Source organism: Pseudomonas sp. 11/12A, assembly GCF_000800055.1.
In the GTDB taxonomy this organism is placed as follows: domain Bacteria; phylum Pseudomonadota; class Gammaproteobacteria; order Pseudomonadales; family Pseudomonadaceae; genus Aquipseudomonas; species Aquipseudomonas mohnii.
Genome location: NZ_JUGV01000001.1, coordinates 2,815,248 through 2,834,133 on the forward strand (window position 1 = coordinate 2,815,248; position 18,886 = coordinate 2,834,133).

General features: G+C 59.4%; 16 protein-coding genes. 3 read left to right on the plus strand and 13 right to left on the minus strand.

Translation table 11 applies throughout. From position 1 onward, the window contains the following. Nucleotides 1-2: 2 nt before the first annotated feature. The 4 genes from GQ39_RS12945 to GQ39_RS12955 form a co-directional block, all read right to left on the minus strand. Nucleotides 3-824, minus strand: a complete 822-nt coding sequence (locus tag GQ39_RS12945; RefSeq protein WP_047530349.1) for an amino acid ABC transporter ATP-binding protein — start codon at nucleotides 822-824, stop codon at nucleotides 3-5. 52 nt (nucleotides 825-876) lie between these two features. After that, on the minus strand, nucleotides 877-1,719 hold the full coding sequence (locus GQ39_RS12950) for a transporter substrate-binding domain-containing protein (protein WP_047530352.1): 843 nt from the start codon (nucleotides 1,717-1,719) through the stop codon (nucleotides 877-879). Between the two features lie 435 nt (nucleotides 1,720-2,154). Beyond that, a complete protein-coding gene (locus GQ39_RS31475) occupies nucleotides 2,155-2,316 on the minus strand; it encodes a DUF2986 domain-containing protein (protein ID WP_081997906.1) in 162 nt (53 codons plus the stop codon). 219 nt (nucleotides 2,317-2,535) lie between these two features. Beyond that, entirely contained in the window at nucleotides 2,536-3,732 is a 1,197-nt protein-coding gene (locus tag GQ39_RS12955; protein WP_047538845.1) for an MFS transporter, read from the minus strand. A gap of 126 nt (nucleotides 3,733-3,858) precedes the next feature. On the opposite strand from GQ39_RS12955, the gene GQ39_RS12960 reads away from it, so the two are divergent. Further along, nucleotides 3,859-4,752, plus strand: coding sequence for a LysR family transcriptional regulator (locus tag GQ39_RS12960; RefSeq protein ID WP_047530355.1), 894 nt, complete (start codon nucleotides 3,859-3,861; stop codon nucleotides 4,750-4,752). Nucleotides 4,753-4,836: 84 nt separating this feature from the next. Here the strand turns inward: GQ39_RS12960 and GQ39_RS12965 are convergent, their stop codons facing one another. Further along, entirely contained in the window at nucleotides 4,837-5,250 is a 414-nt protein-coding gene (locus GQ39_RS12965; protein ID WP_047530358.1) for a cupin domain-containing protein, read from the minus strand. A gap of 82 nt (nucleotides 5,251-5,332) precedes the next feature. After that, entirely contained in the window at nucleotides 5,333-6,094 is a 762-nt protein-coding gene (locus GQ39_RS12970; protein ID WP_047530360.1) for an SDR family oxidoreductase, read from the minus strand. Between the two features lie 259 nt (nucleotides 6,095-6,353). Between GQ39_RS12970 and GQ39_RS12975 the strand changes: the two genes are divergently transcribed. Continuing rightward, nucleotides 6,354-7,949, plus strand: a complete 1,596-nt coding sequence (locus GQ39_RS12975; protein WP_047530362.1) for a winged helix-turn-helix domain-containing tetratricopeptide repeat protein — start codon at nucleotides 6,354-6,356, stop codon at nucleotides 7,947-7,949. A gap of 22 nt (nucleotides 7,950-7,971) precedes the next feature. On the opposite strand, the gene GQ39_RS12980 is transcribed toward GQ39_RS12975, so the two are convergent. From GQ39_RS12980 to GQ39_RS12990, 3 genes are all read right to left on the minus strand, one after another. Next, nucleotides 7,972-8,550 (minus strand): DUF4337 domain-containing protein, encoded by a 579-nt coding sequence (locus GQ39_RS12980; RefSeq protein ID WP_047530364.1) that lies wholly within the window; start codon nucleotides 8,548-8,550, stop codon nucleotides 7,972-7,974. Between the two features lie 395 nt (nucleotides 8,551-8,945). Continuing rightward, nucleotides 8,946-9,980, minus strand: a complete 1,035-nt coding sequence (locus tag GQ39_RS12985; RefSeq protein WP_047530367.1) for a sensor domain-containing diguanylate cyclase — start codon at nucleotides 9,978-9,980, stop codon at nucleotides 8,946-8,948. Between the two features lie 188 nt (nucleotides 9,981-10,168). Next, on the minus strand, nucleotides 10,169-11,284 hold the full coding sequence (locus tag GQ39_RS12990; RefSeq protein ID WP_047530371.1) for a formylglycine-generating enzyme family protein: 1,116 nt from the start codon (nucleotides 11,282-11,284) through the stop codon (nucleotides 10,169-10,171). A gap of 180 nt (nucleotides 11,285-11,464) precedes the next feature. On the opposite strand from GQ39_RS12990, the gene GQ39_RS12995 reads away from it, so the two are divergent. Further along, entirely contained in the window at nucleotides 11,465-13,945 is a 2,481-nt protein-coding gene (locus tag GQ39_RS12995; protein ID WP_201774172.1) for an arylsulfatase, read from the plus strand. Nucleotides 13,946-14,390: 445 nt separating this feature from the next. On the opposite strand, the gene GQ39_RS13000 is transcribed toward GQ39_RS12995, so the two are convergent. The 4 genes from GQ39_RS13000 to thrC all read right to left on the minus strand — a co-directional run bounded on the left by GQ39_RS13000 (nucleotide 14,391) and on the right by thrC (nucleotide 18,874). Continuing rightward, complete coding sequence (locus tag GQ39_RS13000) at nucleotides 14,391-15,803, minus strand: aldehyde dehydrogenase family protein (protein ID WP_047530374.1); 1,413 nt, start codon at nucleotides 15,801-15,803, stop codon at nucleotides 14,391-14,393. 4 nt (nucleotides 15,804-15,807) lie between these two features. Next, on the minus strand, nucleotides 15,808-16,857 hold the full coding sequence (locus GQ39_RS13005; RefSeq protein WP_047530376.1) for a homoserine dehydrogenase: 1,050 nt from the start codon (nucleotides 16,855-16,857) through the stop codon (nucleotides 15,808-15,810). 177 nt (nucleotides 16,858-17,034) lie between these two features. After that, on the minus strand, nucleotides 17,035-17,472 hold the full coding sequence (locus tag GQ39_RS13010) for an Lrp/AsnC family transcriptional regulator (RefSeq protein ID WP_047530378.1): 438 nt from the start codon (nucleotides 17,470-17,472) through the stop codon (nucleotides 17,035-17,037). A 22-nt stretch (nucleotides 17,473-17,494) separates the two neighbouring features. Beyond that, nucleotides 17,495-18,874 (minus strand): threonine synthase, encoded by a 1,380-nt coding sequence (thrC, locus tag GQ39_RS13015; RefSeq protein ID WP_047530380.1) that lies wholly within the window; start codon nucleotides 18,872-18,874, stop codon nucleotides 17,495-17,497. Nucleotides 18,875-18,886 lie beyond the last annotated feature (12 nt).

An 18,886-nucleotide genomic window follows, 5' to 3' on the forward strand; every position in this document is an offset into this window, starting at 1 on the left:
CCTCAGTCCAGGTGCAGCACTTTTTCCAGGAACTCGCGGGTGCGCGGTTCCCTGGGCTGAGTGAACAACTGGTCGGGATGGCCTTGCTCGACCACTTTGCCGTTGGCGCAAAACACCACGCGGGTGGCGATATGGCGGGCGAAGTGCATGTCGTGGGTGACGATGATCATCGCCATCTTCTGCTCGGCCAATTGCAGCATGACGTTCTGCACCTCGATGACCATTTCAGGGTCGAGCGCCGAGGTGACTTCGTCGAACAGCATCAGCTTGGGTTCCAGCATCAGCGCCCGGGCGATCGCCACGCGCTGCTTCTGGCCGCCGGACAATTGGCTGGGGTAGACGTTGAGCTTGCTTTCCAGGCCGAGCCGCGCCAGCAACGCCCGGGCCTTTTCGGTGGCCTGCGTCCGGGACAGGCCGTGCACCTTCATCGGTGCCAGAATCAGATTGCCCAGCACCGACAGGTGCGGAAACAAGGTGTAGTGCTGGAACACCATGCCCACCTGGGTTTGCAGCGAGCAGTCCATCGGCTTGCCTTTGCCCCGGGCATTGCCGTCGATGTAAGGCTTGCCCTGAAAGCGGATGGTCCCGCCTTGAATGCTCTCAAGCCCCATCATCACTCGCAGCAAAGAGCTTTTGCCGCTGCCGCTTGGGCCAATGATCACCAGGCGATCGTCGGCCCGCATATCCAGGTCCAGGTGATCCATGACCACTAGGTTTTCGCCGTAGGACTTGTAGACATCGCGCAGCTGGATGAACTCGCTGCTCTTCGTTTCGCAGGCGTGCAGAGGCCGTGACGGCACCGCCGCCAGATTGGAAGCTTTCATCGGACGTTCTCCGGGAGCGCGCAGCCCGCTGCGCGCTCGCCATCGGCGGGATTTACTGAGGGATTTTGTCGGCGTTGGCCAGTTGCGAGGCTTTGTCGACCAAGGCGTCGATTTCACCGGTTTCGCGGCGCTGGGCGAGGTAGATATTCAGCGTCTGCAAATCGGCGGCGCTCACGTCCCGGCGCACCCCAAACGCCACACCCTGTTTGGCCAGCGCGGGTTTTGGCAGCACCTCCTTGGTCCAGCCAGGGTTGGCCACGGCGAACAGATGATTGGTGTCGCTGGCATCGACCAGCACATCGGCGCGCTTGGACATCACGGCCATGCGCACTTCGTCCATACCCGGCAGGCGCATGATCTTGCCCTGCTTGATGACGCCCGAAATGGCCTTGTCCTGAGCGGTACCGGACATGACGGCGAAGGTCACATCAGGTTTGTCGAAGTCGCCAATGGTGTTGCCGGCACTGGCCAGTTTCGGGTTGTCCTTGTTGATCAGCAGCGAGACCTGATAGTCCGTGGCCGGCACTGAAAAACTCACCGCCAGTGCGCGTTCAGGCGTCTGGTTGAGCGCCATGGCCATGTCCCATTTACCCCCTTGCAACCCCGCCACAAGGTTGTCCCAGTTGGTGTCGACGAACTCGACTTTGACCTTCAGCACCCGCTCGCCAAAGTCACGGCACAGGTCCACGAAGTAGCCGCTGTATTCGCCGGAACGCGCATCGCGCATGACGTAGGGCGCGGCAACCGCGGCCCCGCAGCGCAAAACACCGGCCTTCTGTATGTCTTTCCACAGTGAAACGTCAGCCGCCTGGGCCGGGACCTGGGTGAGCAGCGCGCCGATAGCGGATGCACAAACGAGCATGTTGCGGATGGTGCGAGGAAGGAACCGAGCCATTTTGACCTCTCCGATATTTCGTTCTTGTAGGCAGGAAGGTACAAATCTACATCGCTGTGCGCCGTCATGTGTGCAGCGCTGTATGCAGATTAGAAGCGAACGAATCGGGCTGTCAACACGAGACGGCAAAATTTATCGGCAAGGTGCCAATGCAGCCGGTGATGGGTGGCGCAAAGTGTGGAGAAAGTGATCGGAAACGGGCTAAGCGAGGGCGGCTGGAAGAGCGGGTCGAAGACCTGCAAGGCGCAATCAGTTGAATGGCCGATCGGCAGGCGCCGTTGCGGCTAATGCCTGCTCAGATGCAGAAACGCGAGTCGGAACCGCAAAGCGTTTTCGGCGTGAATGAATGGTCAGGCCGCGTCCTCGCGGCACTTTCCAGTGGAATGCATGGCCCGATCAAACCCGGAAATTCCGGTAGGCCTCAAGCTATCGGGATCAGCTCTCAGAGGGCGTGCTTGAGTCGACACTGGCTTCGGCAGCCAGCTTCAAGCGGTCGGCTTTACTGATGTATTTGTTCTTTTTTACCGGTGCCAGTTTGGCGCTCGCCTTTTTGGCCTTGGCCTTGAATAACTGCTTTAGTTTCTTTTGACGATTCATGTTTTCTACTCGGTTTACAGTTGCCGAATGATATCAGCTAAAGATACTCAGCCAGGACACTGTGGAGCGCACCGAGTGCATAACGTCGGAAACAGGTGGTGTGCAACTGGCCTTGGGTAAACACGATTCGTAGACCCTCGGCCTGTCTCAGGCACCTGGGTCATCTACACGACCGGGGCGCCTGTACGGGTACGAGGATCTGAAGGTTGAGTAGAAGGCTCAGGCGCCCCGGGGCGCCTTGGAACCTGATGTCAAATAAGTCAGAAGTGCCGCCAGCAACAGCACCGCTGCGCTCGCCACGAACGTGCTTTGATAGCCATGACGGTCGAACAGCAAGCCGCCAACGGTCGAGCCCAAAGCGATGGCCAACTGAATCACCGCCACCATCAGGCCGCCTCCGGCCTCGGCATTCCTGGGCAGGACTTGCGCTATCCAACTCCACCAGCCGACAGGCGCCGCCGTAGCCACGAGCCCCCAGAATCCGAGCAGCATGACAATGGCAATGACCGAGGCGCCAAAGGGGATCAGCGCCAAGGCGATCACAGCCATCAGTAAGGGAATGGTCGCGAGTGTCCGAAACAGGCCGCGCCTCAGGAACGAACCGACCATCAAGGTGCCGATAAAGCCCGCTGCGCCCATCACGAACAAGATCAACGACAGCGTAGAGACATCAACCATCGTCACTGTTCCGAGAAACGGCCGCAGATAGGTAAACAACACGAACTGCCCCATGAAAAAAGCCGCACAGGCGGCCATGCCCAACGCCACGGCACGGTGCCTTAACAGTCTGAAGACATTGGCGGAGCCCGACGTGCGCTCACCCGCCTCCATGACCGGCAGACTGGTCCACAGCCAAACCAGGGCGATCGCCGCTACAGGTACCAGAGAGAAGAAAGCACCGCGCCAGCCGATGACCGCCCCCAGGTAGCTGCCCAGCGGCGCGGCGATCACAGTCGCCAACGCGTTACCACCGTTGAAGATGGCCAAGGCCTTGGGCACCTGGCTGGCGGGCACCAGGCGCATGGCCGTTGCAGCGGACAGGGACCAAAAACCACCGATGACCACACCAATGAGCGCACGGCCAACCATGTATGTCTGATAGTCAGGCGCCATTGCGACCACGACACCGGATACAGCCATCATCCCGGTCAGGGCCAACAACAGCGTCTTGCGGTTGAGGGCTCCAGCCAACCAGGGGATCGACAGGCTGGTCAGTACCGCGAACGCGCCGGAGATCGTGATGCCCTGCCCGGCCAGCCCTTCGGTGACATGCAGATCATCGGCCATCGGCGTCAGCAGGCTGACAGGCATGAATTCCGAAGCGATCAACGCGAAAACGCAGAGCGTCATTGCAAACACCCCGCTCCAGTACGCGGGTTGTTCATGGGCCTCAGGTATTGGGATAACAGTGGCCATCGAGGCCTCGCTTTCATTCATATTCATGACTGGCATGGTGAGGCAAGGACTTTCCAGCGACTAGCTAATGAATACTTAATAAGGCTATAAGTACAACTAATCAATGGAATCAAGGGCAGTGGCGATATGGTCAGAAGGAACCTCAACGATTTACTGTCCTTTGTCACCGTGGCGCGAGAAGGGAGTTTCACCCGCGCCGCCTCGCTGCTGGGTGTGACCCAATCGGCGCTGAGCCAGGCGATCAGCGGCCTGGAAGCGCGCCTTCAGATCAGGTTACTGACACGTACCACGCGCAGCGTCTCGCCTACGGTCGCTGGCGAGCGGCTGTTGCAGGCCATCGGCCACCGCTTCGATGAAATCGAAGCGGAACTGGATGTACTGACAGAACTGCGCGACAAGCCAGCCGGCCTGGTACGCATCACCTGCGGCGATCACGTCCTGCGCAAAACCCTGCTGCCCAAACTCACCCCATTGCTGCACCAATACCCGGATATCAAGGTCGAGTTCGACGTCGATTACGGATTCAGAGACATCGTGGCGGATCGCTTTGATGCCGGGGTTCGGTTGGGCGACACCATCGATAAGGACATGATTGCCGTGCCCATAGGACCACCGTTACGAATGGCTGTGGTTGCCACACCCGCCTACTTTGCCACCCGTGCCATTCCGAAAAACCCACGGGACTTGATGGACCATAACTGTATCAACCAGCGCATGCAGACATCCGGCGGGCTTTACGTATGGGACTTTGAGCGGCGCGACAAGCAATTGAACGTGCGCGTCAACGGACAACTGACGTTCAACACCTCTGTCCACATCGTGGAGGCGGCGCTGGCGGGACTGGGCATTGCCTACCTGCCCGAAGAGGAATTTTCACCCCATCTTCAGGAAGGCAGGCTGATGCGAGTACTGGAAGACTGGTGCCCCCCGTTCGCTGGATACTATTTGTACTACCCCAGCCGACGGCAACCCTCTCCGGCGTTTTCGCTTGTTTCCAATGCGCTGCGCGAGGGCGTCTAAAGGCGCAAAAGCCCCGGTTCAGTACATGGATAGAGCAGAGGCCTGCCGCCCGACTGTCGAGCCTTTATCAGCGGGCGGATCGGCTCACTTTTTGATGGGGGTGACGAGCGTTTTTTCGTCAGTGTCGAGGACGAACACGGCCAACAGGCGTGCCGGTTCGGTGTCGCTGGCGTTGGCGCTGACTTCGTGTACGGAACCCGGCTCTTCTACGAAGTTTTCGCCGACGTGGTAGATCTTTTCCGGCTGGCCTTTGACTTTGATGCGAAACGCGCCCTCCAGCACCGTTGCATAGATGAAGGCCGTTTTCGGATGGGTGTGGGATGGCGACGCGGCGCCCGGCCCATACTCAACGACCACGCCCTTCATGCTCTTGCCCGGAATGTTGGGAATGGGCCGGTCAAACACGACGGTCACCTTGCCGGGGGGCGGCTCGGCGGCCGACGCTGTGCCGATTGAAAGTGCTGCGAAAGCCGCAGCCAATAGATATCGGGTAACCATGGCAATACTCCTTCGAGGGTAAGTGTGATGACGGCGCGCCCCATGACCGGGGCGACTCCTTCCTGAGGGGTCGCTGGTGGCTTCAGCGACCGGCTTCGGCCATTGACCGGGCGAGCCAGTCTTCAAAACGGATCGCGCCCAGGCGCGGATGCTGGCCGGGGGTCAGTGATTGATCGTCGAGCACGGCGCCGTAGTAGCGCGCGTGCACGTCCGGCACGACCCGGCGAGTATCCCGAGTGGCCCGCAGAAAGCGCCTGACCAGCTCGTCAATCGGCATGGCCTCGGGCCCCGCGACTTCGACCGTGCCATTGAGCGGCGCTGCCAGCACGACGTCGGTGAGTGCCGCCACCACGTCGTCGGACGCCAACGGCTGGATCAGCGCTGGCGATACATGAAGTTCCTCGCCGACGGCAAACGAATCGGCAATGCCGCCGACGAATTCGAAGAACTGCGTGGCACGCAAAATGGAGTAAGGAATGCCGGAAGCCTTGATAAGGCTTTCCTGCGCAACCTTGGCCCGGAAATAGCCGTTCTCGGGCAGCCGTTCGGTCCCGACAATCGACAGCGCAACGTGATGCCCAACACCGGCGGCCGCTTCAGCGGCCAGCAGGTTACGGCTGGAAGTTTCGAAAAACTCGAGGACGGCCTGGTCCTCCCACGACGGCGCGTTCGCCACGTCGACGACGATGTCGGCACCATCCATCGCCTGGGCCAGGCCCTCGCGGGTGATACTATTGACGCCCGTGCTGGGGCTGGCTGCGAGCACGTCATGGCCACGCTCGCGCAGGTTCTTCACAAGTTTTGATCCGATGAGGCCAGAGCCTCCGATGACGACGATTTTCATGGGCGTTCTCCACGTGTCGACGGCAAGCATTGCGTCGGTTTAAGGGGAGATTGCCTGCGTGCGCCTACGAAGTCCTTGTACCTGCCGTGGTTTTCCCTCCACGAAAGCTTGGTTTTACGTCCAAGGACATCGATGCCGGACGTCGTCTCTGCCGCCGACGGTGCGGCGGCTTTGGGGCTGCCGTATCATCAATCCCCAATACCAATCGTCAGTCGCCTGGGACACGGAGTTGAGGGCGCTTTGCCAGAGGATCCTCACCTTGCCATTCGTGTTTGAAGACTACCTGCTCGATGAGGAGCGCCGGGAACTGACCTTGCGCGGGCAAGTCGTGGCCGTCGGGCCGCAGGTTTTCGATCTGTTGCTGCTGTTCGTCAACAACCCTGATCGCGTCATGAGCAAGGACGATCTGCTCCAGGCGGTGTGGAACGGCCGGATCGTCTCGGAATCGACGATCACCAGCCACATCAATGCAGTGCGCAAAGCCATTGGCGATACCGGTGAGGAACAGCGCCTGGTGCGCACGGTCGCCCGCAAGGGATACCGCTTCGTCGGCCAGATCAAGGTCAGCGGGAACGGCGAAACGCAGCAGCCGCAACGGACGGTCATCGATGAGCACTCGGCCCCAGCAGCGAAAGCAATGCCCCCCTCCTTGCTCCTCCCTGACAAACCCTCGATTACCGTCTTGCCCTTCCAGAATTTGAGCGGCGATCCGGAGCAGGAGTATTTCGCCGACGGCATCGTGGAAGATCTGATCGCGGCCCTGTCGCGTATCCGTTGGCTGTTCGTCATCGCGCGCAATTCAAGCTTCACCTACAAGGGGCGGACGGTGGACGCCAAGGGCGTCAGCCAGGAATTGGGCGTTCGCTACCTGCTGGAGGGCAGCGTGCGCAAGTGCGGGGAAAAAGTGCGCATCACCGGGCAACTCATCGACGCGACGAGCGGGACGCATATCTGGGCGGAACGCTTCGAAGGCACGCTCAACGACCTCTTCGAGCTACAGGACCAAATCACCGAAAGCGTCGTCGGCGCCATCGCGCCGCAACTGGAACGGGCAGAAATCGAACGCGCCAAGCGCAAACCGACGGAAAGCCTGGACGCCTACGACTACTATCTGCGCGCAATGGCAAAACTGCACAACGGCACCCGGGAAGCTCTCGATGAGGCGTTGCCGCTGTTCTACAAGGCCATCGAGCTCGATCCGGAATTTGCATCGGCCTATGGCATGGCAGCCTGGTGCCACTTCTGGCGCAAAATCAATGGCTGGATGACTGATCGGACGCAAGAGATCGCCGAGGGCATACGACTTGGGCGTATGGCGGTGACGCTTGGCCGGGATGATGCGGTCGCGTTGACCCGAGGTGGACATGCATTGGGCCATCTCACCGGTGATGTGGACGGCGGCATTGCCTTGCTCGACAGGGCGCGCCTGCTCAATCCCAACCTCGCCCCCGCTTGGTTCCTGGGCGGCATCCTGCGTGCACTGCGCGGTGAAACGGACGCCGCCATCGAGCATCTGGCCCATGCCGTTCGCTTGAGTCCGCTGGATCCGGAAATGTTCAGGATGCAGATCGGAATGGCGCTCGCGCATTTTTTCGCCGGACGCTTCGATCTCGCGACGCAATGGGCGGAAAAGGCGCTGGGCAATCTGCCCGGTTTCCTGCCCCCGGTGGCAGTGATCGCGGCCAGTCATGCCCTCAGCGGACGAATGGATAAAGCGAGGCTGGCGATGCAGCGTCTCCGGGAGCTGGATCCCGCTTTGCGCCTCGGCAACCTGAAAGACTGGCTGCCGATCCAGCGACCCGAAGATTCCGCGCGCTTCGTCGATGGACTGCGGTTGGCCGGATTGCCTGAATGACCGTGGAACATTCAGGCCTCGCTTAGAGGTGCAGCCAGGCCAGTGAACCCAACATGACGCCAACACCGGCGGCCCCGAACGAGACCCGCTTGAGCCATTCCTTACGCGTCAGCAAGGTAATGGCCGCCAGCGAAATGGCTATCTGGATCGCCGTCATTGCCTGGGCCCAGCGATGATGCTGATGCAGCACCAGTTCTGACTTTTCGTCCCACTCGCGTGCCCCTTGCTCGAGGACTTCGGCCTTCTTGCGCGCCTCCTCTTTCTGCTCCCCGTAGCGCCGCGCCTCAGCGGCATAGTGGGCGGAATCCAGCCCTGGGAGATGGCTCGCCAGCTCCGACAGGTTCTGCCGGCTGGACTTGGCCTGGTAGTAATTCCACTCGTTGGCGGCTTCGGTCTTCTGGATGGCGGCGTTGTTTTTGTCCATGGCCGCCTCACTCTCCGTTGAGCCGGCCTGATAGCTCATCATGGCGCCGACGGTCGCCATGATCGCCGTCATCACCGCAATCCTGCTGGCAAAGCTGTCGCCTCGTGCATGCGCATGATGGGTGGTGTGCTCAATATGTTGCTCGTGTGGGCTTGGAACTTCGAACTCTTCGGGCATGGGTGTCGATCTGGGAGGAGTGAGTGGTGATGGACAGGCAGCGTATTGCCCTTGATTTCTGCAGGCACAGATCACGGGCCGTGAGGACTCGATTCTATTGAAAAAGCAGTCCTCTTGTCTGAACCGCGGCAAACATCTTTTCAAATAACTGCCGCCCTGAATGGCAGCTTCACGTCACTCACAAAACACCCTGTGGAAACGGTTGTCCCGATGGCGACGTATTCGCCAGCAAAAACGTCATCAACGCCCCCGCCGCTGAGAGGGTTAAAACAGTCCGGTCTTCTGGTGGGGCATTGCAAATGACTTTGCATCCGGCCAGTCATTCGCATCGAATCTGAGGATGACGCTGCGTAGTCATGACTGGCAAAAAACGCCCCGACCGACCTTCGGCCTTCCTACAACCGTTGACGGTTTCGCTGCTGCTTCACCTTATACATCTGGCGATCTGCCAGCTTGGTGGCCTCGTCCACCGTCACACTGCCCGGTATCACTGCCACGACCCCGACACTCGCGCCGGTATATTGAATGTCACCAACACCGTCACCCAGCGCATATCGCCCTATCGTCGCCCGGGACAGGCGATCCTGAAGTAGCTCGGCGGCATGTTGCCTGTCGTTTGCCGGGGCCGAGTGCTCGCACGGTGTGCCCAAGGCGATCACGATGAACTCATCTCCTCCCGTACGCCCGATGATGTCGCTGGCTCTGAGGCCATGCTGCAGTTGGGCGGCCACACCGCGCAGTAGCTGGTCTCCAGCCAGGTGGCCGTGGGTATCGTTGATGGACTTGAAGCCATCCAGATCGATGACCCCCATCAGGATGTACTTGTTCTCCCGCTGGGCCAGGGCGAACAGGCGCGCGGCATCGTTCAAAATGGCACGCCGGTTGGACAGGCCGGTTAGCGGATCTGTCAGGGCCAGTTTGGTCAATTCGGCGTTGGCGGCCTGGAGCCGCTCAACAAGCAGCCCTCGTTCAAGGGAATACCCCAGCAACCCTGAGAGCAGCATCAGCAAGGGTTCCACTTCAGCAGAGCAAGTCACTTGATCCGAGCTGGCGGCACATACCGTCCCCAGCACCTGGCCATCCTGGGATCTGATGGGCGCGCTCACGTAAGTTCTGATACCCAGGGCCGCGGCAGCCTGCGAATCACTCCAACAGTCGGCAACGTTATCCGAGTACATGCGATTCTCGTCCAGCGCCCGCTTGCACAGGGTATCTGTCCAAGGCACCACCAGCCCTTCGGGAATCACCATCTCACCGACGTTGCGTGCGAACTCGATACGCTGGACACCCTCGTCGGTATCAATGGTCGTCAGGTAGGTCGACTCCATACCGGTTACCTGGCTGAGCAGGGCCAGCAAGGGACGCGTCAGCTGCTCAAGGGTTTGGGCTTTGGGAATGGTATCGGAGAGAAGGGAAAGAATCTGATCCATTTGGGCTTGCCAATAACTAAGTGGTTCTCCAGTTATCGGCTAACAGGCGGATTACTGAACATTGCAGGGTTTCACCCAACAGAATGAGACTGTTAGCGTGCTCGCTCATTCAGACGGACCTGAAGTTTTCGCAACGGGGTCATGTCGACTAAACGTGTTTTCACGCATGGCACGCGAGTGTTTTGTATTCAACGGTTCTTTTCCCATTGGTCATGACTCATCGCCAAGCGAAAGCCGAGATGCGACATGGAATTCATAGGGTCTGCGCCCTGCCTGGCACTGGTTCGAAAACTCGTGCAGTAACTGTCGCTACACAGAAAAGATCCGCCTCGGATGACACGCTGCGGTGCATGGGCCGTCACCCCAAGTTCGGGGTCATAGCTGTCGGAAGGCCCCACCGGGTTTACCGCTGCTTCGCCCGCCGGTTGACGCTTGAGCCCAACGCTAAACGCGTCGGCACGATACCAGTCGGCGACCCATTGCCAAACATTCCCGGACATGTCGTAGAGTCCATAGGCGTTAGGTCGATAACTGCCAACCGGCTTGGTGCCAATTTTGAATGTGTTACTGGGTCCGGTCACGGGAAACGGCTGTATTTCATCCCAGGTATTCGCCATCTTTTCTCCCCCAGGTGAGAAGTCATTCCCCCATGCATAATTCGCTTGTTCCAGCCCGCCTCTTGCGGCGTACTCCCATTCAGCCTCTGTAAGCAGGCGCTTGTGCGCCCATGCGGCGTACGCCTGCACATCTTCACGTGAAACCTGAACAACAGGATGGGTTTCCTTGCCCTCGATTGTACTGTCTGGCCCCAGCGGGTGACGCCAGTCGGCCCCCGGGACAAATGCCCACCACTGGCTGAAATCATTAAGTGGGATTGGCCTGTCTGTGCCGACAAAAACCAATGCGCCAGGCACCAGGTCGCTGTCATCTGGCTCAGGCGTACCCGGCGGCAGTTGGACTTTCAGATCTTCCCATCGGGGTTTGCGCTCGGCGGTGGTGACGTAATGCGTTTGAGCAATGAACCGGGCGAAATCGGCATTGGTGACGTCGTAGCGGTCGATCCAATACCCGTCGAGTCGTACCTTGTGCGCCGGCCCCTCATTGGGGCGAGCCTGTTTATGATCGCTCCCCATCAAAAACTCGCCACCAGGAAGCCAGACCATTTCCAAGGGGCCATTCTTTCCATCACCCAGCGTCAACGGCTCGGGGCCGCGAATGTGCCGGTAACCCGCAAACGCCACGCAAGCCAACACGATCCCGGCGCAGACGATGGTGATACCGAAACGCCGTTTCCTGACGAGCATTTGCGCTCCTCCTCATATCAGTCTGCGGATTTTGCTGAACCTGATGAGTATCAAGATCAGGTATAGACACCACGCCTCCAAAGTCAACGGCCCCCGAGCGATCCATGAGTTGGACTGGCAAGCGACGAAAACGGTTCTACACTCGGAACTTGGGGTTTCGGGGGGTTACAGGAGCTGGCCATGGCCATTGCAAACTGGACTCAATCAAATTGGCTGCACAACGGGCTTGGTGCAGGGCTGGCCTTTGCCATGCTGACTTGTGCCAATGCAGCGCCACAGGAAGTCATCGGCACGCCCGGTTCACCCAGTGCAACCACGACCATCGACGGCAGATACCTGCCCAACCCTCCCCCTGCGTTTGGCGGCGTCATCAACCTCGACGCCACGACCTCCACGCCCTACTGGTCCCCGACCGTCGTGCCTCCCAAAAATGCGCCGAACGTCTTGTTGATCATCACTGACGACGTCGGCTTCGGTGCACCCAGTACGTTTGGCGGTCTCATCCCGACGCCGAGTATGGATCGCGTCGCGGCAGCCGGATTGCGCTTCACGCAATTCAATTCGACGGCACTGTGCTCACCCACACGTGCAGCCTTGATTACCGGACGCAATCACCACTCCGTCGGTTTCGGCGTCATCTCGGAAATTTCGACGGGGTATCCCGGTTACAACAGTGTCATCACCAAGGACAAGGTGACCATTGGCAAAATTCTCAAGGACAACGGCTATGCAACGTCGTGGTTTGGAAAAAACCACAACACGCCGTCATTCCAGATCAGTCAGGCCGGCCCGTTTGATCAGTGGCCCATTGGTATGGGCTTTGATTATTTCTTCGGGTTCATGGGCGGCGAAACCAGCCAGTGGCAACCGGGCAATTTGATGCGCAACACCACACCCATCCATCCTTACGTCGGCAAACCGGGGTGGAACCTGATCACCGCGATGGCGGATGACGCCGTTGGCTATGTCAATGAATTGAATGCGCTCGATCCGAAGAAACCATTCTTTCTTTACTACGCGCCCGGCGGTACCCACGCGCCGCATCACCCGACGCCCGAATGGGTCGACAAGTTCAAGGGCAAGTTCGACATGGGGTGGAATGCTGCGCGCGAACAGATCTTCGCCAATCAGAAGCGGCTTGGCGTTATCCCGCCGACTGCCAAGCTCACACCATGGCCGGATTCACTGAAAAAATGGGACGAACTTTCGGCGGACGAGAAAAAACTGTATGCCCACCAGATGGAAGTCTATGCGGCCTATCTCGCGTACACCGATCATGAAATCGGTCGGGTGATCCAGGCGATCGATGACATGGGCAAGCTCGACAACACGCTGATCATCTACATCAGTGGTGACAACGGCGGTAGCGCAGAAGGCACCCCTAACGGCACACCGAACGAGATGACCACGTTCAACGGAATCGACGTGCCGGTTGCCGAACAAATGAAGTACCTGGATGCCTGGGGGTCGGACCAGACCTATCCACACATGGCCGTGGGTTGGACCTGGGCCATGGACACCCCCTTCAAGTGGACCAAGCAAATTGCGTCGCATTTTGGCGGCACCCGCCAGGGCATGGCCATCTCCTGGCCGAACCGGATCAAGGAGGCCGGCGGTATCCGTAACCAGTTCCACCACGTCATTGACATTGAGCCGACGATTCTTGAAGCCACCGGCATTGATGCACCGCTCCAGGTAGACGGCATTGCGCAAAAGCCCATCGAAGGCACGAGCATGGCTTACCTCTTTGACAAGCAGAATGCCGAAAAGCCTTCCACACGCACCACCCAGTATTTCGAGATGTTTGGAATGCGCGCGCTTTATCACGAAGGCTGGATGGCATCGACGACGCCCTACCGCGCACCTTGGGACATTACTTCTCAGCCACCCAAGGACATCGTCAATGGCGTCAAATGGGAGCTGTACGACATCACCAAGGACTGGACGCAGAATGACGACATCGCCGCCGCCAACCCTGCAAAACTCAAGGAACTGCAGGATCTGTTCTGGGTGGAAGCGAACAAATATCAGGTGCTGCCGCTCGACGCTTCCGCATTTACGCGCGTCATTGCACAAAGGCCGAGCATCGTGGCCGGACGCACCGAGTTCGAATACCTTTCGCCGGTGACGGGCGTTCTTCCAGGCAACGAGCCCAACGTGCTGAACAAGTCCTACCTCATTACGGCTGACATCACTGTTCCGGAAAACGGCGGCGACGGTGTTCTGGTGACCGACGGCGGCCGCTTTGGGGGTTACGCGCTGTACCTCCTGAAAGGCAAGCCGATCTTCAACTACAACCTTGAAGGCGTTGCGCGATTCCGCTGGGAAGGGACCGAGGCGCTCACCCCCGGAAAGCACAGCATCAGCTTTGATTTCAAATATGCCGGGCCTGGATTCGGTAAAGGCGGCACCGGCGTGCTATCGGTGGATGGCAAGCAACTGGCCAGTCAGACGATCCCCCACAGCGTTCCATTCGTCTTCGGTGTGGATGAAAGTTTCGATGTGGGTTCCGACACCGGCACCCCCGTCGATGACAAGGATTATCAGGTACCGTTTGCATTCACCGGTTCACTGCACAAACTCACCGTCAAGCTCGAACCAACGCAGTTGAATGTCGCGGGCAAGGAAGCCGTTCAAAACAAGGTCGGCACCAAAGACTAGGGAACAGCACGCGGATCAACTCGCACGAGATGATCCGCGATTGACCTGCGACAGGCGCCTTAGTAACCATCGGAACGAATTAGCCTGTTGCAACGGTTCCTGAGGGTCCGCTTCACACCCTGAGGAAGCGTCAGCCCCGCTCTGGCTCACCAGGACCACCGAGCAATCGGATTCTCCAGACAGTGCGCAAGGCTCACATCTAATGAATATTTTCTCCAGGCCGGCAAGAGGATCGCAGCTGGCTGCTGTCTACTGTGCAAGAGATGTGTTTATCTTCAAGAATTAGGGACACAGCTCAAAGATCAATGCAGGCAAACCATAGGTGTCGTGGGCCACACTCGAGCGCGGTGCCACCGCCTGCACCATTTCCCGTTGAGCCAAGCGCGTCGGGCAGGTGACCAAACCTGCCCAACGCAAACGACCTGACCAGACCTTCGTGAATCGCCTAACCCAAGGTGTTCAAACACACCACCTTGGGTTGAGTCATTTCCTCATAGGCAAAGCGCACCCCTTCCCGGCCCAGGCTGCCGTACTTCGAACCGCCAAACGGCATTGCATCGAAACGGTAGTCGGAAGAGTCGTTGATCATTACCCCTCCGGCTTCGATCCTCCGTGCGGCGCTCATCGCCGTCGCCAGGTCATTGGTGAATATCCCCGCATGCAAGCTGTATTCCGGTTCATTGGCCAGATCGATGGCTTCGTCGAACGATTCAAAGCACTGCAAGACCACCACCGGAGCGAAGACTTCATTGCGCCAGAGACGACTGGAGTGGTCGACGTTTTCCAGTACAGTCGCCGCGTAGCACGATCCCTGGCGTCGATGACCGCACAGTAAAGTCGCGCCCGCTTGCAACGCCTCGTTCACGACTTGCTCGGCATTTTGTGCCGCTTGCGCCGTAATCATCGGCCCGATATCGGTATCGGCCAGCATCGGGTCGCCGGCTACAAGCGCTCGGGCCTGACTGACGAAACGCTCCCGGAAGGCGTCATAAATCGACGCCTGAATCAGCAAGCGCTGCGTGCCTACGCAGTTCTGCCCCGCCGCCCAGAAGGCACCGGACAGGCAACTCTCGACGGCAGCCTCAAGGTCGCAGTCACCCATGACAATCACCGGCGCATTGCCGCCCAGGTCCATGGCCAGTTTCTTCAGTCCGGCCGTGCGGGCGATCTGCTCACCGGTGACGAAGCCGCCGGTGAAGGAAATCATCCGCACGTCACGGGAGGCGACCAAAGCCTTGCCCAGCTCCGCGCCACCGGTGGCGACCGTCACCACTGTTTCAGGCAAGCCCGCCGCGACCAGACAGGACACCAGTTTGATGGCCGACAACGGCGCAAGCTCCGACGGCTTGAGAATCACCGCATTACCACCGGCGATGGCCGGACCGAGTTTGTGCGCCACCAGATTCAACGGATCGTTGTACGGCGTGATCGCGACGATCAGGCCCAAGGGCTCGCGGGAAAACCAGCCCTGACGCGATTCAGAGCCTTCATACGCGTCGAAAGGCACCACCTCGCCGGCATTGCGCTTGGCTTCCTCGGCCGACAACTTCAAGGTGTTGATGCAGCGCTTTACCTCTTTTTCCGCCTGCTTAAGCGTCTTTCCGGCCTCGGCGACAATCAGACGGGCAAACGCCCCGGCATCTCGCTCGATGTTGATAGCCGCTTGCTCGAGAATGCGCGCCCGCCGATGACGCGGCAGTGCGGCGCAAGCCCGGGCGCCCTGGCGCCCGCTCTCCAGCAATTGCGGAACCTGCGATGCGCAGACATTGGTTACGCTGCCGATGACGGTGCCGTCAAAGGGGTTCAAGACTTCAATGGGCGGCTCCACGATATCCAGGGCCAGGCGCGATAGTTTCACAGGCTTACTCCTGGTTGTGTGCACGGGTTTGATGGATGCTGATGATGTCCGACAGCAACGCGAACGCTGTTTCCGTGCGCCCGGCCCCCGGCCCCGAAACCGTCACGGCGCCAAGCAGCCCGGTGGTAAAAGACACGGCATTGGTCGCGCCGCAGACACTGGCCAACGGATGATCGTTGCTCAACAGACGTGGCTCGACACTGGCGCTGACGGAGCCGTCGGCATGACGTTGGGCCGCCCCGATCAGCTTCCAGCGAGCACCGTCCTGCCGGGCCTTTTCGATGTCGCCAAGGCTGAGGGACGAAATACCGCTGCAAGTGACGTCGTTGACCGTGAGCCTGGCGTCCAGCAGTTCGTTGGCCAGGATCACCACCTTGAGGCGCACGTCATGCCCCTCGACATCGGCTGTCGGGTCGGCTTCGGCGTAACCCAGTTCCTGCGCCTTGGCGACGGCCTCGGCGAACCCGAGACCACCTTCCATGGAGGTGAGAACGAAGTTGGATGTGCCGTTGAGAATGCCTTCGAAACCGACAATGGAACTGCCCGCCAGCGCCTGCCTGGCCAGGCGAATGACTGGCGTGCCACTCATCACCGAACCTTCGTATTCGAAGGCGACGTTGTTGCGTCGGGCCAATGCCTTGAGCTCGCTACCGTGCAAGGCAATGGGCCCCTTGTTGGTGGTCACGACATGTTTGCCACCCTCGAGCGCCCAACGGCAGAACGAAGTCGCCGGTTCACCGTCCACCGGGTTGGTAAAAGTGGCTTCAACAATAATGTCCGCTCCCGAATCCTTGATCACGGCTTCATTGAGGGCGGTGACTTCACCACCCGGCAGCTGCGCCAAGGCACCTTTGGCGGCTGGCAATCGGGCCAGCACGCCGGCGTCCAATCCTTCACGGCCAACGACCGAACCGAGAAACAAGTCGGTCACGCCCACAATTTTCAGGGTGAAACCCAGCTCGGTTTTCCACTGTTCGTTACGTTCGGCAATCAGCTGAGCCAACGCCCGGTTCACACCGCCAAAGCCAACCAGCGCCAGTTTGTATTCAGTCATTTTGTTATGCCCCCTGATCCGGGTGATGGGTTGTTGGGGCCTAGGTTAGGGGTCAGGCCAGGGCAGTGAAATAGGCCAATTTGCTCTATTTTGTGGGCGTTTTGACCAGCGCCGGAGCAAAGTTTCAGGCATAAAAAAAGCCAACACAGGTTGGCTTTTGGCAGCACGAGAAAAGGGCTATACGACCGACGACAATACGAAGGAGGTCACGGTGTTTTCCACGCCAGGCAATGCGGCAATTTCAGTCCAGACCTTGTGCACCCGTTGCGGGCTCGCCGCGCCGACCCGCAGCATCAAGTCGAACTCGCCGCTCATTACATCGCACTGGAGGACTTCCGGAATTTCCCGCAGCGCTTGCAGCACTTCTGCGCCGCGCATCCGGTCGTAGCGGTACACGAAAATCACCGCGTTGATGTCCGAGGCGGCTTGTCGCCCCTCGCCGGTTTTCACCGTATAGCCCTGTATGACACCGTCACGTTCAAGTCGCTCGATACGCTGACGCACGGCGTTGCGCGACAGGTTGACCTTGGCCGCCAACTCGGCGTGTGCAGCCCTGGCATTGAGCCGTAGCTGCGCGATGATGTGCTCATCGAGAGGGTCCAGAATTCGCTTCACTTGGCCTCCTGTTGCCGCGTCTTCACAGCGTGTTCAGCAACGCATGGATGGTATCGAGGTCGTCCGGCTCAATCCGGTAAAGCTGCGCGTGGCCTTGTGCCGCGACCTCGCGTTGCGGAACCGCCACGCTGATGCCCAGTTCACCCAACAGCGCCGCTGACTTGGCCGGTGAAATTTCCCCCAGGGTCACCATCGGCGCGACCAGGCTTCGACGATACAACCTGGCCGCCAGGACGCCGGTGGCGGTATGCGGGTCGATGACGTAACCGGTGTCGCGATACAGCGAGGTGATTTCCTTCAGCGTCTGCTCATCACTGACCGCGTAGGAGTCGATGATCATCCGCGCCTGCAACCAGAACTCGTTGGCGATGACCATCTCGCCGCTGGACTCGAAACCCGCCATCAGGGCACTCACCGCCTGATCGTCATGCCCGTAGAGCTCCCACACAAAACGTTCCAGATTGGCAAAAACCGACAGGTCCATGGCCGGCGACAACGTCTTGTTGGCGCGCGATCGGCTGTAGTGGTTCTTTTGAAACAGCTGATGCAACGCGTCATTCTGGTTGGTCGCCACAATCACCTGGGTGATCGGCAGGCCCATTTTCTGCGCGATGTAGCCGGCATACACCTCGGCAAAACTCGCGGCCGGCACGCTGAAACCGATCGGTCGTTGACCGCCTCCCAGTTGCAACACCGCGTGAAAATAAAACACCAGTTGCGCCAGCACACTGACCCAATTGCTGGAGTTGAAACTGATCACCTCGTGCTGCGCACAGGGCCACTGTCGCAACAGCCGGGTGACAATGCTCTGGCACTCGTCGAAGCTGCCATTGACGGCAAACTGATGAACCCTCGGGTGTCCCGCTGCCTGCAGATGCCGGAGTTGGTCCTGGGGCACGCCCGCCTCCGGGTAAAACACCATCACGGCGGTTTCTTCGCAGTGCTTGAACGCTTCGATGGCCGCCAGCCCGGTATCGCCGTTGGTGGCACCGATCACCACCCCGCTACGCCCGCGTTTACGCAGAAAGTGCTGCACCAGGCGAGCCTGCAACTGAGCAGCGAAATCCTTCGAAGAGCGCGTCGGCCCGTGGAACAACTCCAACACCCACTCGTTTCGATCGACCTGATGCAAAGGTGCCAGGGAGCGATGACTGAACTGGCTGCCGGCCTCTTTCAACAGGCGCTTGAGGTCTGCCTCGGCGATCGCCTCACCCACAAACGGGCTGATCACTCTGTAGGCCAGCTCGTCGTAGGACAAGGTCGACCAATTGGCTATGTCCTGTGATTCAAACAGCGGCAATTCGAGCGGTACGAACAGCCCTCCATCCTCGGCGACTCCAGACAACACGACCTTTTCGAAATCGACCTGCACGGCCGAATTCCGGGTACTCACATAACGCATGGTTGGCTCCGG